This is a genomic window from Brevibacillus sp. RS1.1, assembly GCF_013284365.1.
In the GTDB taxonomy this organism is placed as follows: domain Bacteria; phylum Bacillota; class Bacilli; order Brevibacillales; family Brevibacillaceae; genus Brevibacillus; species Brevibacillus brevis_D.
Genome location: NZ_JABSVA010000005.1, coordinates 92,167 through 106,941 on the forward strand (window position 1 = coordinate 92,167; position 14,775 = coordinate 106,941).

The following is a 14,775-nucleotide window of genomic DNA, read 5'->3' on the forward strand; positions in this document are numbered from 1 at the left end:
TGTCGGCGCGCGTCCGCAACAACCTTAACGGAATCATAATTTTGCCGCGACAGATTTAAGCATCCTGTAAGCCAGCGTTTCATGTCCGATAAGAGTGGCTTTCTATAATGAAACGAGCGCTTAGAACAAGAGAGGAGTGGCGACATGAAAAAAGTTTGGATTTCACTTGTAGGAGCAATTCTTTTGACAGGATGTGCTGCGCAATCAGAGGCAACCGCAATCCCCTCTACTACTGAATCCCTCACAAAGAAAAAAGAAGGTGCAAAGACGATGACGGATCAAGCTGAGCCGATTGTGCAAGCTCTCCTTCACGGAAAAATAGGGGAGGTATATGAGCAAACAAGCCCGTCATTCAAACAGCAGGTTTCAAAAACACAGTTTGTAGAAGGGTATACTGCTTTTAGCTCGGGGGTGAAGTCGTGGAATCAGCATTCCCACACGTCCGTAAACGGCAGCTATTATGGTACCTGGGTGGATCAGGACGCCAAACGGGGCCTTGTCCTTACGACGGATGAAAAAGGGATCATTACGGGTGTTTTATTAAAGCCGCTGCAAAGCTACCCTGACACCGACAATGCTTTGACAAAGCTGGCGTATAGCGCACCGTTTACAGGTGAGTGGTATGTGTTTTGGGGAGGTCAGAATGTCCTTTCAAACTATCACTACGAGGTGGAGAGCCAACGCTATGCATACGATCTGATTCAGGTCAAAGACGGATTATCCTACAAGGGGGACCCTGCGAAAAACGAGAGCTATTTCGCATTCGGGCAAGAAATACACGCACCGCAGGCAGGAACTGTCGTACATGTCGTCCATGATCTCAAGGATAATATCCCTGTCGGAACGATGAACGCACAAGAGCCCGCTGGCAACGTCGTCATCCTCGATCATGGCAATGGGGAATTCAGCTACTTCGCCCATTTGAAGGAAGGCTCCGCAAAGGTAAAGGTTGGCGATCGTGTGGAGAAAGGGGATTTGCTTGGGCTATGCGGCAACTCTGGCAATTCCAGCGAGCCTCATCTGCATTATCAGGTCTCTGACGGCAAAGATTTGTTCCAGAGCAAATCCATTCGCGTGCAGTGGGAGAACGGATGGAATCCGCGTCAAGGTGAAAGCATTACCGCGAAGTAAATCGTATAGCTGTTAGACAGCAGCAGTCCATCCTTTGTCTGTATCAAAAGGGATGGACTGCCGCTTCCTTTTAGAGGACAATATCATATTCCATTATCTTGGCAGTCTGTTCTGCCACTTCCGCACCTACTAATCGTTTGATAATGTGAAAGGACATATTGATACCCGCTGAGATCCCAGCAGATGTCACGATATTTCCTTCATCCACGAATTTTACTCCTTTTTGCACAACGACTTCTGGAAATTCCTTTTCCATTCGATCGAGACTGGCCCAATGAGTCGTTGCCTTTTTGCCCGATAATAAGCCTGCTTTTGCAAGCAAAAAGGCTCCTGTGCAGACAGAGGCCATCAGCTCCACCTGCTGCATTTGCTGACGAATCCATTGGATCACCTGCTCATTATGTACTTCTCGCTCCCTCGCACCTATTCCACCAGGAATGATGAGAATATCAAAAGCAGGCATATTGGCAAAGCTGTAATCTGGTTGAACCTTCAGACCATTCAGCGCTTGAATCATGTTCCCCTTTTCCGATACCGTTTCTACACGAAAAGGTGTATGGCTGTCATTTTCCATAGATGTCACCGAGAATACTTCAAACGGACCTGCAAAATCCAATACCTCCACATCGTCAAACAAAAAAATTCCTACTCGCCATTGCTTAGTCTCCATGTGGCTCTCCCCCATTTCATGTTTGGATACATTTTACAATAGCTTTATGCGAACATCTTTAGTTTTTTTAGCTGTAAGATTCTGCTAGAGTCATTGATAGAAGATAAAAAATGATGGAGGAGGTCCGCTGTCTGATGAGTACCAGCCCAAATATTATAGAGGTCGCGTCCCTCATAGGAGAACCATCCCGCGTCTCCATCCTGATCAGCCTAATGAACGGCAAGGCACTCCCCGCCAGTGAACTCGCACGAAACGCAAAGGTTACCCCCCAAACGGCAAGCACGCATTTGGCAAAGCTGGTGGAAGGCGGTCTTTTGGTCAGCGAGTCACACGGTCGACATCGCTACTATCGCCTAGCCAGCCCTGATGTCGCCCATGCTCTGGAATCGTTAATGACGATCGCAGCACCAAAGCCGGTTCGTTCCTTGCGCGAGTCTGACCAATTGCGAGCCATCCGCTATGCGCGTACCTGCTACGACCATCTCGCTGGTGAAGTAGGCGTTGCCCTGACGCAGAAAATGCTGGAGATGCAGTTGATCGAGGCATCCGATCAAGACTACGTGCTCAGTGAAGCGGGAAAAACCAAGCTGCAATCACTCGGCGTAGACCTTGTGGTCAAGCCAAAGAGCAGACGTCGCTTTGCCCGTCCGTGTTTGGATTGGAGCGAGCGTCGCCATCACTTGGCAGGTAGCCTCGGAGCCTCACTCACCAACCGATTTTTTGAGCTTGGCTGGATCGAGCGAGTGCCAGGAGGGAGGGCCGTCCGTGTCACGCCGTTAGGCAGCTCTGGTTTTATGACCGAGTTCGGACTGCAAGTAGATGAATGCAAAAAGCACAGCTAGCTACTCTGCCAGCTGTGCTTTTTCACTGACTTGCCTGCGTGGGGCAAACGTCCAGTTCACCAGGAAAATCCCTGCGAAAATCAACAACCCTCCCACATACACATGCCATTGCACGACCTCACCCAGCAACACCCACCCTGACAAAACACCGAAGAACGGAGCGAGGAACAAAAAAGCACTCGTCCGGCCCGGGTCTCCGTGATTCAGCAAGTAAAACCACGTCGCGAACTGCACAATGGAAGCCATGATCGCAAGCCATACGACGACGAACACAGCGGTCGGCGTCACAATCAGCTTCGGCGTTTCCAGCGTGACCCCCATCACGAGGAGTAGAATTCCTCCGAACAGCATCTGATAAGCTGTCAGCACCCACACATTGAAGCGGACTCCCCACCTTTTAACGAGAATCGTAGCCATTGACCACGCAAGAGCGGACCCGATCCCAAACAGCGTTCCCGTCTCCCATTGCAGATGGAAGCCAAGCGTGATGAACACCCCTACCAGTCCAACCAGAACCCCCATCCATTGCGTCAGTCGATAGGATATTCCGAGAAACAACGTGCCCCATATGACCACAAGCAGTGGGTTCATAAACGTCAGGATCGAGGATTCACCCGCTGTGATCGTACGCAGACTCAAAAAGATACATCCCATGACGGCAGCTGTCTGCAAAAATCCGATCAAACACAGCTTCCACCAGTCACCCGCCGACTTCGGGAGCGGCTTTTTCCATACCCACGCTCCCATGATCAGTCCTGCCAGCGTAAAACGCAGTCCTACCAGCAGCAATGGTGAAAAATAGGTCAATCCAATCTTTCCTACCGCAAAAGACGAACCCATCAATGATGTCGTCACGACGACAAGTATCCCGAACAAAATTCGATTCATGGCGTTGTTCCCCCGTTTCAGGCAAGCTACTTGCTTCTTCTTACATGCAGTGTACCTGACGGTTAGTTCGATGAGGATCGAAGTGTGCAAAAGATTTACAGTCTGTACTTCTCCACCAGCTTGATCCCGATTTGATTCAGCAAGACAGCGAGCACCTTCCAGACCGCTCGACGATAAAACGGCAAATGCTTGACATACACCGCTGTAAATTCCGGTTCTCCCTCGGCTCCCCTGTCCGCTTTGAATGCACCTACACCCGCACTTTGATGGAGCAGAATGCCCTTGCTCTGTGCTTCTTGTACCAAGAGGCACGACAGCATCCGATACAGCCCGGTCTCTTTGGGGAGCGTCGTATCATAGCCGAATAGCGGTGTCGTCATCACACCATTTCGTTCAAAATAGCCAAGAATGCCGTCCAGCTGTCCGTCTTTTTCCAAGCCGATGAGGGTCAATGTCCTCTTTTGCATCGCCAATCGGACGAACTCCACTGAAAACTGTGGATTATGCTGGGAGTATTTATCCAGATACAGCGCGTTGTATAAAGCAACGATTCGCTCGACATGCTGTTCTCCCAGCTCCTCATGATGTAGAATGCGGTAGCCGGATTTGGCAAGCATTTTTCGATCGCGGTTGAGCGTATTGCGGACCCGCCACTTGCCCTGTGCGGGCCAGTCGGGATGAAAGAGGTAGACGTAGCGGCTGGGGACCATGAGATAGCCCTTCTCTACGAGCCCCTTGTGAAAATCCGGGTACAGCCTGCGGCAAACAGATCGAAACGCGATGATGTGACTAGGGAACTTTTGGATGCAGCTTTCCGTAATGTCCTTCACTTCATCTGCACGCACATCATGATACAGATTCGTCGATAACAGCCAGTTGTTGACGATAACCATTTTGTTGCATTGGCTTTTTTTCATCCAGCGTCCAAGCCCTGTAAGTACAGTCGACAGTGCCTGCCTCAGCACCGCTGAATCGAGCATGCCTAGCTCTTCCTTCGCATACGTCACGTAATGGGTAAACACCGAACTGACATACGAATTGTCGTACTCGTTATCGTTCACCGTTATGGGCATGATCCGATCACCTACACGGAGTGCATCCATCCGCGTCTGTACATTTTGTACATAGCGGGATGGTTGTTCCGTCATCATGGGCAACAAGTAGCTTTTGATGTAGTCGGCATCCTGCGCTTGTTCCCAAGGGATTTGCCCCGCCGAAGTCCCTTCATACCATTCAATCAATGGCCTGCTCACCTGGAACAAACATCCTCTCTACCCGCCGCAATTTTTTCGTACCAAGATTCAACTCGTACGGTGCAAACACAATCGCAGGCAATTGTCCTTGCTGATCGGCAATGATTCGCTCAAGACTTTGGCGTACTCGTTCCTGCTCACGCATGGAAGGACCTTCCCCATCCTTCATGAGCAGTGCTACCTCAACTTGCTCGTAGCTTAGCTGCCGTACCGTATACTCTTCAATCGCATCAGACGAGGTAATGACGGCACGCCGGATGAAATCAGGGAAGACCGATATCCAACGCGCTTCGTTTTCATGGCGAAAAACAAACAAATCATCTGCCCTGCCCTCAATCGATTCCAGCGCCATAAACACCGAGCCGCATGGACATGGTGTGCGCTTTTCCGTCAAAATGTCGTTCAATCGATAACGGATAATCGGCTGTGTCATCCGGGAAAAGTCTGTGATGATCGGAAAGAATCGCTCCTTTTTCTCATCGAGATATTCCTTTTCCACCACCACGAGGTCTTCATTGACATGCAACGTCCCGTGTGAGCAGCTCGCCGCAAGCAGACCTTCTGTGCATTGATAAATTTGATGCACGATTTGCCCGAACACTTCTGCGATGTACGTTTGATCCAACGGGTCCAGCACTTCTGCCACCGAGATTACCTTGATTGGAGATATCCGCAATTTCCCCTGACGCTGGGCAGTCGCGAGCATTCTCAACATCGAGGCTGGCGCAACCAACACCGTCGGCTGATACTGATTCAGATGTTCAAGGTGCTGATCGAGCGGTATTTGCAAATCGAAGAACGAGAATTGAATGCGACGCCTGTTGACCGCTGTATACAGGTTGCTATTCGCTCGCAAGAAAAAAGCAATCCGATGCGTCGACCATAGCTGACCAGGCAATGCTTTCGCCAAAATCACCCCTGCCCATTTCGCCTGCTCCTGCGGTCCCACGAGAAAAAGCCCGCGATTGCCAGATGTCCCAGAAGACAAGCCTACGGTCACGCCATTTAATTGGGGAGTGAAATCGCGTGTCGTTTCTGCTTTCAGTGCAATCGCAAATGCTTCTTCCTTCTTGATCCCATACGTATTCAGCTCGTCAAAATGGTCCATCATGCTCTTTTTATCGATTGGCTCCATCTGTCTCCAGCGTTCTGGCGTTCCCAATCTCTTTCGGTAAAAAGGAGAGGCTGGCAAAATGCGCGTCAACATTGCTCTGACCTGCGCTTCTTGCCATTTCACCAGCTGCTCACGCGAGGAAAACCGACGAGCAAGCCACTTCGTTTTTGCATACTGCTTCAAGATCGTCATGATCTCCATGTGAACGCTCCTCTGCTGGCCTGCCAGACTTCCCCGCAGTGTGTCGGCATGATATTCAGGTCGGGACGTTGGCGGGATAGCACATGCAGCCTGTGCAAATGCTCGCGATACGCCTGTCGATCCGCCATGATCAACATAGCCAGCGGATGAGGCAACAGGTTGCCGCGATAGGCCTCACTCGACCAGGCAGCATCCGCGCACAAAAATACATCCCCATGATCCCGATCACGCAGGAACACACCAAATTGCCCGATTGCATGTCCGTTCAGATCGACGATGTACAGACTCTGATCGGCAAACAAATCGTAGCCTTCCGTGTATGGCGCGTAAGCTTCAGGCAATGCCACAAGCTCTCCTCGATCAATGAAAGTCACCCGTTCTTCGAAATCGTCAGGCATCAAATCAGGCAAGTACGCCTCCCGCAGCGCCGTCCAACCCGTCTTTCCCTTCACGTGATTGTAGGCACTCTCGAAGCAGTATAGTCGCGCATGCGGAAAATCACGCAAACCGCCGATATGATCCGCATGAAAATGGGAAATGAGAATACCCGCTATGTCTGTCGTTCGGATTCCGCGTGCTGCGAGCTGCTCAGCAATACTCTCATGTGCCTTTGAGAATACGGGCGTTATTTTGCCGTACAGCGAATAAGGAAGCTTGCTCGTGGCTTCAAAAAAGCGCTGTGAATAGCCCGTATCAAAGAGCAGCAAGCCGTGGACGGGATGCTCGATAAGCCCTGCGATGGCGTGAAACGGAATGTTTTTCATCCGGCCGCCCTTTCGTGAAAACATTTCGAGCTGCTGGCAGTAGCCCGTGTCCATCAGCGTCAGTTTAACGTCCATCCTGTGTCCTCCACCATTCTGTAAAGGTCTCGATGCCTTGGGCAATGCTCACCCGCGGTTCATAGCCCAGATCGCGCTTCGCCTTTGAGATATCCAAGGTTTGTGATTTGGCGAGCACACCGACCGAGTAACGTGTCAAAACCGGCTCGCGATAGCCCAAAACGGTCTTGGAGAGTGTCTCCAGCACCCAAGCCGCGGCATACGCCTTCCAATATGGCAGCTCGCGCGTTTTCAGCGGAACCCCCAAGCGCCGAAATACATCTGACAACACCTCGATCATCGTCACGGGCTCCCCATTTGTAATGTTGTAAGCCTGTCCCAATGTGTGCGCTGGAGAATCCATACACAAGATCAGCGCGTCCACGACATTTTCCACATACGTCAAATCAATGATCGCCTTGCCTCCGTCGATCAGCGGAACGAATTTCTTTTCATTGGCGCGGATCAACCTGGGAAGGATTGCATTGTCTCCTGGGCCAAACAAGGCCCGCGGACGAATCGTGATCGTCGGTAGTCCTGCAAGAAACGCCTTGTCGACTTCCAGCTCCGCCTGGTATTTCGTTTGTGCGTATGTATTGGCAAACCGAACGGGCATCGGTTCATCTTCGCGGATTCCCAGCTTGTCGTCAAAAGCAAAATAAATACTTGGCGTCGATACATGGACAAGACGCTGGATGCCGTGCAGCTTGCAGCCCTCGATGACATGAATGGTTCCTGTCACATTCGTCTCGTACATGTCACGGTACGTTCCCCACGGGGAGGAAAAAGCAGCAGCGTGATGCACGATATCCTGATCGCGGCAAGCCTTCACCATGGCTTCTCTGTCTCTTAGGTCTGTCCGAAGGAATCGAATGCCTCGCTCCTGCAATAGCTGGCCGATTCGCTCGTCTCGTCCTTGCGCTGTTACGTCATAGCCCATCTCATGCAGTCGTGTAGCCAGCTTCTGTCCGAGAAACCCCGTCGCCCCTGTTACTAGAACTCGCTTGTTCATTTCTTCCTCACGTCCTTACGCCTCTTCTCCGTTCCATTCGATATCGCTCGTACTGCAAGCAATCATGCTTTTTCCCGTTCGAAAGCTCTGCCAAGCCAAATCTGCCAGCATGGAGAACTGATCAAAAAAAGGTCGTGGATCATCCCACCTAAACAGAACATCCCTTGCAGAAAGCAGGTCGCTCACCCAACGTTTTGCCTTCTCTCCATTCGTCATGCCAGCAAGGCCGTATGTCAGCATCGCCATCCCTAGCATGCAAACTTGTTTTCCAGCAGGAAAAACGGTTTTTCCCCGATCAGAAAAATAGGCAGTAGCCGCGTCGTGCTGTCCTGTAAACAAATGCACACCGCTTGTCAGGCGTGGATTGCACTCAATTACATACAGTTCTCCCTGCTCATTCTCAATGAAATCAAATGCGATTTGTCCACGAAACGTATGCCGTTGCACAAAGCGACTAACAAAATCTCTTACCTGTGGATGGTCTGAATAGGCAAAGTAAATCGAGGCACCCTGCCCTGCTGTATGTGTTGTTTCGTAATCGGCGTACAAAGTGAGCTGTCCATCCAGAGCAACCGCGTAGCTGCACACTTGTTTCCCTTTTATAAACTGTTGGACTAGCCATGGTTGCCCAACTGTCGGTTCGGGCAGTGAGGACTGTCCTGCCGCAGATAACGGGTCAGCCACGATTTGTACATGAGCTGCGAAGCGAGAATAGACGGGCTTCAGCACCACAGGTCCTCCTGCTTGCAGCATGGCCTCCCGCAATTGAGCCGAAGATTGTACCCGAACCGTATGTGGGACCAGTGCTCCCACCTCGCGCGCCATTTCGGAAAAAAGCCATTTGTCGTGCAACGAACGCAATACCTCGATTCCTTCCACTAGCACTTCACCATAGTCAAGCAATTGATCCCGCCCCTGCGATACGTAAAAGATCTCCTCGCAAGTCGGGATCAACAGATCGATACCCTCACGCTGCATGATTTCACACAGCTTTTCGATATAAGCATCGGGCTGCTGTCGGGGTGGAGGCACTTGGTAGGAGCGCTCTACATAACGAGAGTGCTGGCAAAGATGTCGCCGCGCACTCTCCGCTACAATCACTCGATGTCCCGCAGAACCCAGCAAGCGCGCCAGCTCTAACGTAGCTGGAGCTCGTCCTCCTGTCAGCAAGACTGATTGTTTAGTATTCAAGCACAATTCCTCCGAGAGACAAGCCAGCAGATGTGCCCAACAGCATCAGGTGATCTCCTCGCTGTACCCGATTTTGCCCAATCGCTTCATGCAGCGCCATCGGAATCGAAGCTGCGATGACATTTCCATGATCCGCCAGAATGTTCACCATTTGCTGGTCGCTAAATCCGAGCTTGCCTGCCATGATCCGCATCGCCATCCCACTGGCCTGATGAGGAATGACAGTACGGATTTGCTCCTTGGTTACGGAGGCTGACGACAGCAAACGATCCACGAATCCGGTAATTAACTGCGAGGTCAGGCGAAAAATTTTCCGTCCGTCCATATCAAATGCAAAGTCTGCTTCTCTTCCTTGTGCAAATTGTCTCGGGTGGATCAGCGTGCCGCCACCCCTTATTTCGGAATAGTGCGCGCCTTCACTGTAGGTTTTCATGCTTGAACCCAAGATGCGGGAGCTTTCTGTTTCTGGCGTCCTGCCGATGACAACAGCCGCCGCCCCATCTCCGAACAGCACACAGCTCTCTTTTTGCTCCCAATTCAAACCTGCGGAGGATATCTCTGATGAAATGATCAAGACTCGCTCGTAAATACCAACCGCCATCTGGCACGACATTACATCCAGCGCAGTGACGAAGCTGAGGCATGTCGCATTTATATCAAAGCAGGGAATGCCTGATTTGCTTAGTTGAAGCTCTTCTTGAATCAAAGCAGCCGTGCATGGGATTTCCTGCTGCGCCGTCCCGCTTGCACACACGATACAATCGATCTCGTGAAGGGAAAGTCCCGCCGCTTCCATAGCACGCCTAGCAGCGATGGCTCCCATCTGTGCTGCCGTTTCATTCGTCACAAAATGTCTGACGCTTACCCCGGATTTTTTCTCTACCCATCCAGCCGCAAGTCCCAGCTTTTCTTCCAGTTCTGCTGCTGTCACTCGCCGAGTCGGCAAGTATTTCCCTGTTCCGAGGATTTTGATTTTTCTCTCCATACTCTGTGTCTCCCTTAGCTCGCATTCCTACACACTATTCGACATCTGCCATTTATTTTACCTAAGTTTGTCGATTTATGGGAAACAGAATAAACACTTGGTACGAAATACCCAAGTGTTTATGTATGCCTCATTTCTTCTCCCACTATAGTAAAAAGCGATAACCGACACCCCACACCGTCTCGATGTATTGCGGCTTAGCCGGATCACTTTCTATTTTTTCCCGCAGCTTGCTAATATGCACGGTCACCGTCGCGATATCCCCATACGAATCGAGACCCCAAATTTTTTCAAACAGCTCCGTTTTGCTAAATACCCAGTTGGGGTGGGTTATCAAAAAGAGCAGGAGGTCGTATTCCTTGGAAGTGAAAGCTACTTCATTTCCATTGATATAAACTCTCCTCGCCAGCTTGTCGATGCGAATCCCACGAAGCCTGATCTCCTCTTTTGCCGTATGCGGTTTGGAATCGGAAACAAGACGGTCGTAACGGGCCAAATGGGCTTTGACCCTCGCTACCAGTTCTCCCAAACTAAAAGGCTTGCTGATATGATCGTCGGCGCCTAGACCCAGGCCACGTATCTTGTCGATGTCTTCCTTTTTCGCAGAGACGAGCAGGATCGGAATATTTTTGACTTTCCGGACTTGCTTGCAGATTTCGAAGCCATCCACGATGGGGAGCATCAGGTCTAGAATCAGGAGGTCATACTCCTCTTGCAATGCCTTTTGCAAACCCCAATCGCCGGAAGTAGCAACATCGACCGAGTAGCCGTTTGCCTCCAAGTAATCCTTTTGCACCTCTGCAATCACCGTGTCATCTTCAATGATTAAAATGTGCTTCATTCCGTGTTACCCCCGACTCTCTTGATATCTGGCAAGGTAAAACAAATACGGGTTCCCCGTCCGCTCTCACTCTCCACCCATACACGACCACCGTGCCCCTCCACAATTTGTTTGACGATGGCGAGTCCAAGACCGCTGCCTCCCATGGCCGAATTACGTGCAGGGTCCGCCCGATAAAAGCGGTCAAAAATATGGGGCATTGCTTCTTTTGCAATCCCTGTTCCATTGTCGGAGATCACAACGAGCACTTCACCGCTGGCTTCCTCCACTTCCAATCGAATCAGCTTCTCGTCCTTGTTCAAGTACTTCAAGCTATTGTCCACGATATTCATGAGCACGCGATGGAGTTTTTCCCGATCAGCCATGACTGGAATTGGACTTTCATTATGCTCGTCATAGCGAATAGATACGCCGTGCATTCGCGGGTCTAGTCGTAGCTCTTCGGCAAACTGTGCCATATAGGCTCGCATATCGACTTCTTCAAAGTGAAAGGGAAGCTTATTCAAATCCAGTCTCGAGAATAAAAACAGCTCATCAATCAGACGGTCCATCTGCTCTGATTTGATAGCAATCATCTTCATATATTTTTCTCGCTTCGCTTCCGTATCCGCAATCCCTTCCTGCACCGCTTCCACACATGCTTTAATTCCTGTGATGGGTGTTTTCAGATCATGGGAGATACTCGAAATCAATTGTTTACGATTTTCTTCATACTGAAGCTGCAAATGGATAGAATCATACAATCTACTGCGCATCTCTTCAAATGCTTCTCCCAGCTCTCCCAGCTCATCTTTGCGATGGAGTTGAACAGGACGCTCCAGATTGCCTTCTTTGATTTCGTTCGCTGCCTGCTTTAAAGCGTACAAAGGTCGAATGATACTGCGTGAAACAAGAAACGTTAATACACCGTTCGTCAGCGCCACAATCGTTAGAAGACTGAGAATCAATGCGCTAAAAAAATAAATGCCTGTCTGCATAAAGGGGAAAGAATTCGCAAGGAAGTAGAGCTTTCCTTTCCTCTGATCAGCAAAAGTGAACTCGTACGTATCAAACGTGTAGCCGTCCTGTTTAAACTGCTTCCAGCTATGCATGCGCCCCTGATCCGGCTGATCCTGCAAATAATCAGGCACGTCAGCGCTATCAATCGACGGGGAAACAAATAGCACATGCTCGTCCTTGGTCAGAATCAATGCTCCGCCAACTGCTTGTAGCTCCGCATCCGTCTCTGTTAGCAGCTTCTGGTTCGTCAATTGATTGGGCGCGTATTTAGCCATGAATGTGACGCCAGCAAACAACTCGTCTCGTTTATTGAGCGAATCACGAAGGAACGGTTTGCCTGCTTCTCGTTCCCCCCAAAAGTAATTCGCCAATCCCGATGCCACCAATCCAAACAAAACAAGGGGGATGATTATCATGGCAATATAGGAGAGCAAAAGTCTTGTTTTGATCGACATGTTTCATTACCCCCTTGCAGTCATGGTTTACTCGGAATCGGAATGCTTCGTCCAGTCTTTTCTCCATTTGTTCTTCATGTCCTCGCGGGAAACCTTCTCGACTTGCTTGCCGGTAAGATCGATGCGATCAGGTGTGGTCGTACCCAAATCGGACAGGCGGATATCCAAAGAAAGCTGGAGCTTGTGCTCTTTTCCAGACGCGTCCGTTCCCGAAAGGTGTACCACCGCAGATTGCTTCTCGATTTGATTTTTCCCATCGATCTTGGCGTTCAGCAATACTTGGTCCACTTGGAAATCCTCTTGCAAGCGGGGAAGCTTCACAGATAGCCCGTTCTCAGAGGAAGACGCTTCTTGACTATGTTCGACGAGCTTATCGTAAAGAATAGGTCCGGCTGCCTGGATAAATGCCGGAATTTGCTCTTCGGAGAGCTGAAGCGACGTACGCTTGCCTCCATCCGGTAGATTTTCAACGGTCGCGTTTTTTCCGAGATCGCCGAATACCGTAGTAAGCAGCTTATGCATCATTGCTCCGCGTTTGTTATTGGCGTCATTTTCTGATTGGGGTCTTCTATCCATTTTTTCCATGACCCGATAAATGTTACTATCCCCTTTTTTAACCACAACTTGATCCTTTTCCAGAAAGGCTTGCACGCTTTTCTCGCCCAGTGTGTCTGTAATAGTCGCATCGACATTCCCGATGTGCTGGTTATGATCGATCTTTGCAACTCCCTCGAGTGTGAGCAGCTTCGTTCCGTTGTCTGTGAGTGCTAGCTGCGCGTGGGCCGTCATGCTCTTCGCTTCCTTCGTTTGTTGCAGGGCTGATTTATACACGCTCATCGTCGTGCTATCCGCACTCGCTGAAGCCCCGTATCCCCAAATCAATGCTCCTGTGATCCCAACAGACAAGCCGATACCCAACCATTTTTTTCGCATGCTGATCCCTCCTAGTCTCATCGAAAGCAACTGTCATCGCTTCCTATACCAGTGATGATAAATAGTGGGTCTAAACATGCTCTAAACCAATTCTAAAAAAAGTGTAAAAACAATTCCATATGCTATATTGAAAGGAAGAGAGATCAGTATGAACCTGAAGTGGAGGCATTATCGATGAGTATGCAAGAAGGCTATATTGAAGTTCCTGGCGGCAGAGTATGGTACAGTCGTGTCGGCGAAGGGGAGAAAACACCTCTGATCGTCCTTCATGGCGGACCTGGCAATACGCATGATCCGCTCAAATCAACGCTTCATGTCTTAGGCGACGACAGACCCGTCATTTTCTACGATCAGCTGGGGTCAGGCAATTCCGATCGCCCGACAGATCTGACTCTTTGGAAAACCGAACGCTTTGTGGAGGAGCTCGCTTGCATCAGACAAGCCCTTGACTTAAAAGAGGTACACATCCTGGGGCATTCGTGGGGCACGATGCTGGCAGCAGCTTATTTGGTGGATGCCAAGCCGGAGGGGGTACAGAGCATCATCTTCTCCAGTCCATGCCTGAGCGCAGAGCGTTGGAAACAGGACGCAGATCGTTTAATCGAGCAATTGCCAGTAGATGTGCAACAAACCATCGCCACACACGAGGAGCAGGGTACAACTGATTCACAAGAATATCAGGATGCTATGAAGGAATACTACAAGCGCCATGTGTGCCGCCTTGATCCAATGCCAACCGTTATGACAGAAAGCCGTCCAAAAGCGAATAAAGAAGTGTACATGACGATGTGGGGACCGTCTGAGTTTTGCCCAACAGGGAATCTGAAAACATTCGACTACACACCCCAGCTGCATCAAATCAACATCCCTTCCCTGTTCGTTTGCGGCCGCTATGATGAAGCGACGCCTGAATCGACTGGTTATTATCAGTCTCTGGTGCCAAACGCCGAGCTCCATGTCTTTGAAAACAGCTCGCATGTCGGCTATCTGGAAGAGACAGACGAATACGTGCAAGTCATCCGCCGCTTTTTGCAAAAAGCAGAGTCGAAATAAAAAAAACGGAAAAACTTCGTATCACCTACGATGCGAGTTTTTCCGAACCTCTCATTCTTTTTTTAAGTAAAGAAGGAAATTAAGGATGTTTAACCCTACAATGATGAAAAACATATAGGTAGACATATCGTCTCCACCTAGGTTCAATTCATCAGCTATATAACCCATCATCATAAGATTCGTTCCAGAAACGGTTACTGAAATTGCTGAAATCATGCTCAGTGTGAATCCATTGACAAGATTACCTTTTTTCTTTTGAAGCAATAAAGCAACGGAAATAACGACTAAACTTATGATAAAAGTAATCATAACGAATCTTAATAAATCGTTTATCTCCACCCCTGCCATAATCATCCCCCTAATCTGTCAAATGGCTAAACGAAGCTGTC

15 protein-coding genes are annotated in these 14,775 nt (G+C 49.8%); 3 read left to right on the forward strand and 12 right to left on the reverse strand.

What is annotated here, in order from left to right; all coding sequences use genetic code 11:
* Positions 1-144: 144 nt before the first annotated feature.
* Positions 145-1,131, forward strand: coding sequence for a M23 family metallopeptidase (locus HP570_RS17570; protein ID WP_173626571.1), 987 nt, complete (start codon positions 145-147; stop codon positions 1,129-1,131).
* Positions 1,132-1,201: 70 nt separating this feature from the next.
* Here HP570_RS17570 and HP570_RS17575 read toward each other — a convergent pair whose 3' ends face one another.
* Positions 1,202-1,801, reverse strand: coding sequence for a DJ-1/PfpI family protein (locus HP570_RS17575; protein WP_173626572.1), 600 nt, complete (start codon positions 1,799-1,801; stop codon positions 1,202-1,204).
* A 134-nt stretch (positions 1,802-1,935) separates the two neighbouring features.
* Between HP570_RS17575 and HP570_RS17580 the strand changes: the two genes are divergently transcribed.
* Positions 1,936-2,643, forward strand: coding sequence for an ArsR/SmtB family transcription factor (locus HP570_RS17580; protein ID WP_173626573.1), 708 nt, complete (start codon positions 1,936-1,938; stop codon positions 2,641-2,643).
* Here HP570_RS17580 and HP570_RS17585 read toward each other — a convergent pair whose 3' ends face one another.
* The 10 genes from HP570_RS17585 to HP570_RS17630 form a co-directional block, all read right to left on the reverse strand.
* Positions 2,644-3,531: a DMT family transporter gene (locus HP570_RS17585; RefSeq protein WP_173626574.1), complete on the reverse strand. Its 888-nt coding sequence runs from the start codon at positions 3,529-3,531 to the stop codon at positions 2,644-2,646. It abuts the gene before it with no gap.
* A 95-nt stretch (positions 3,532-3,626) separates the two neighbouring features.
* Positions 3,627-4,772: a GNAT family N-acetyltransferase gene (locus HP570_RS17590; protein WP_173626808.1), complete on the reverse strand. Its 1,146-nt coding sequence runs from the start codon at positions 4,770-4,772 to the stop codon at positions 3,627-3,629.
* A complete protein-coding gene (locus tag HP570_RS17595; protein WP_173626575.1) occupies positions 4,765-6,099 on the reverse strand; it encodes a F390 synthetase-related protein in 1,335 nt (444 codons plus the stop codon). The genes HP570_RS17590 and HP570_RS17595 overlap by 8 nt, the downstream gene beginning before the upstream one ends.
* Positions 6,087-6,938 (reverse strand): MBL fold metallo-hydrolase, encoded by an 852-nt coding sequence (locus HP570_RS17600; protein WP_173626576.1) that lies wholly within the window; start codon positions 6,936-6,938, stop codon positions 6,087-6,089. Before HP570_RS17600 ends, HP570_RS17595 begins: the two co-directional genes overlap by 13 nt.
* On the reverse strand, positions 6,928-7,929 hold the full coding sequence (locus HP570_RS17605) for an NAD-dependent epimerase/dehydratase family protein (protein ID WP_173626577.1): 1,002 nt from the start codon (positions 7,927-7,929) through the stop codon (positions 6,928-6,930). Before HP570_RS17605 ends, HP570_RS17600 begins: the two co-directional genes overlap by 11 nt.
* Positions 7,930-7,944: 15 nt before the next feature.
* Positions 7,945-9,120: an ATP-grasp domain-containing protein gene (locus HP570_RS17610; protein WP_173626578.1), complete on the reverse strand. Its 1,176-nt coding sequence runs from the start codon at positions 9,118-9,120 to the stop codon at positions 7,945-7,947.
* Positions 9,110-10,105 carry a beta-ketoacyl-ACP synthase III gene (locus HP570_RS17615; RefSeq protein ID WP_142497169.1) on the reverse strand — a complete coding sequence of 332 codons (996 nt, stop codon included), beginning with the start codon at positions 10,103-10,105 and terminating at the stop codon, positions 9,110-9,112. The genes HP570_RS17610 and HP570_RS17615 overlap by 11 nt, the downstream gene beginning before the upstream one ends.
* Before the next feature lie 145 nt (positions 10,106-10,250).
* Positions 10,251-10,946, reverse strand: a complete 696-nt coding sequence (locus HP570_RS17620) for a response regulator transcription factor (protein ID WP_173626579.1) — start codon at positions 10,944-10,946, stop codon at positions 10,251-10,253.
* The gene (locus HP570_RS17625; RefSeq protein WP_173626580.1) at positions 10,943-12,400 is read right to left on the reverse strand and encodes a sensor histidine kinase; all 1,458 of its coding nucleotides are present in this window, start codon (positions 12,398-12,400) and stop codon (positions 10,943-10,945) included. Before HP570_RS17625 ends, HP570_RS17620 begins: the two co-directional genes overlap by 4 nt.
* Before the next feature lie 27 nt (positions 12,401-12,427).
* A complete protein-coding gene (locus tag HP570_RS17630; protein WP_173626581.1) occupies positions 12,428-13,333 on the reverse strand; it encodes a hypothetical protein in 906 nt (301 codons plus the stop codon).
* 174 nt (positions 13,334-13,507) lie between these two features.
* On the opposite strand from HP570_RS17630, the gene HP570_RS17635 reads away from it, so the two are divergent.
* Positions 13,508-14,386, forward strand: coding sequence for a proline iminopeptidase-family hydrolase (locus tag HP570_RS17635; protein WP_173626582.1), 879 nt, complete (start codon positions 13,508-13,510; stop codon positions 14,384-14,386).
* Positions 14,387-14,437: 51 nt separating this feature from the next.
* Here HP570_RS17635 and HP570_RS17640 read toward each other — a convergent pair whose 3' ends face one another.
* On the reverse strand, positions 14,438-14,734 hold the full coding sequence (locus tag HP570_RS17640; RefSeq protein ID WP_173626583.1) for a hypothetical protein: 297 nt from the start codon (positions 14,732-14,734) through the stop codon (positions 14,438-14,440).
* Positions 14,735-14,775 lie beyond the last annotated feature (41 nt).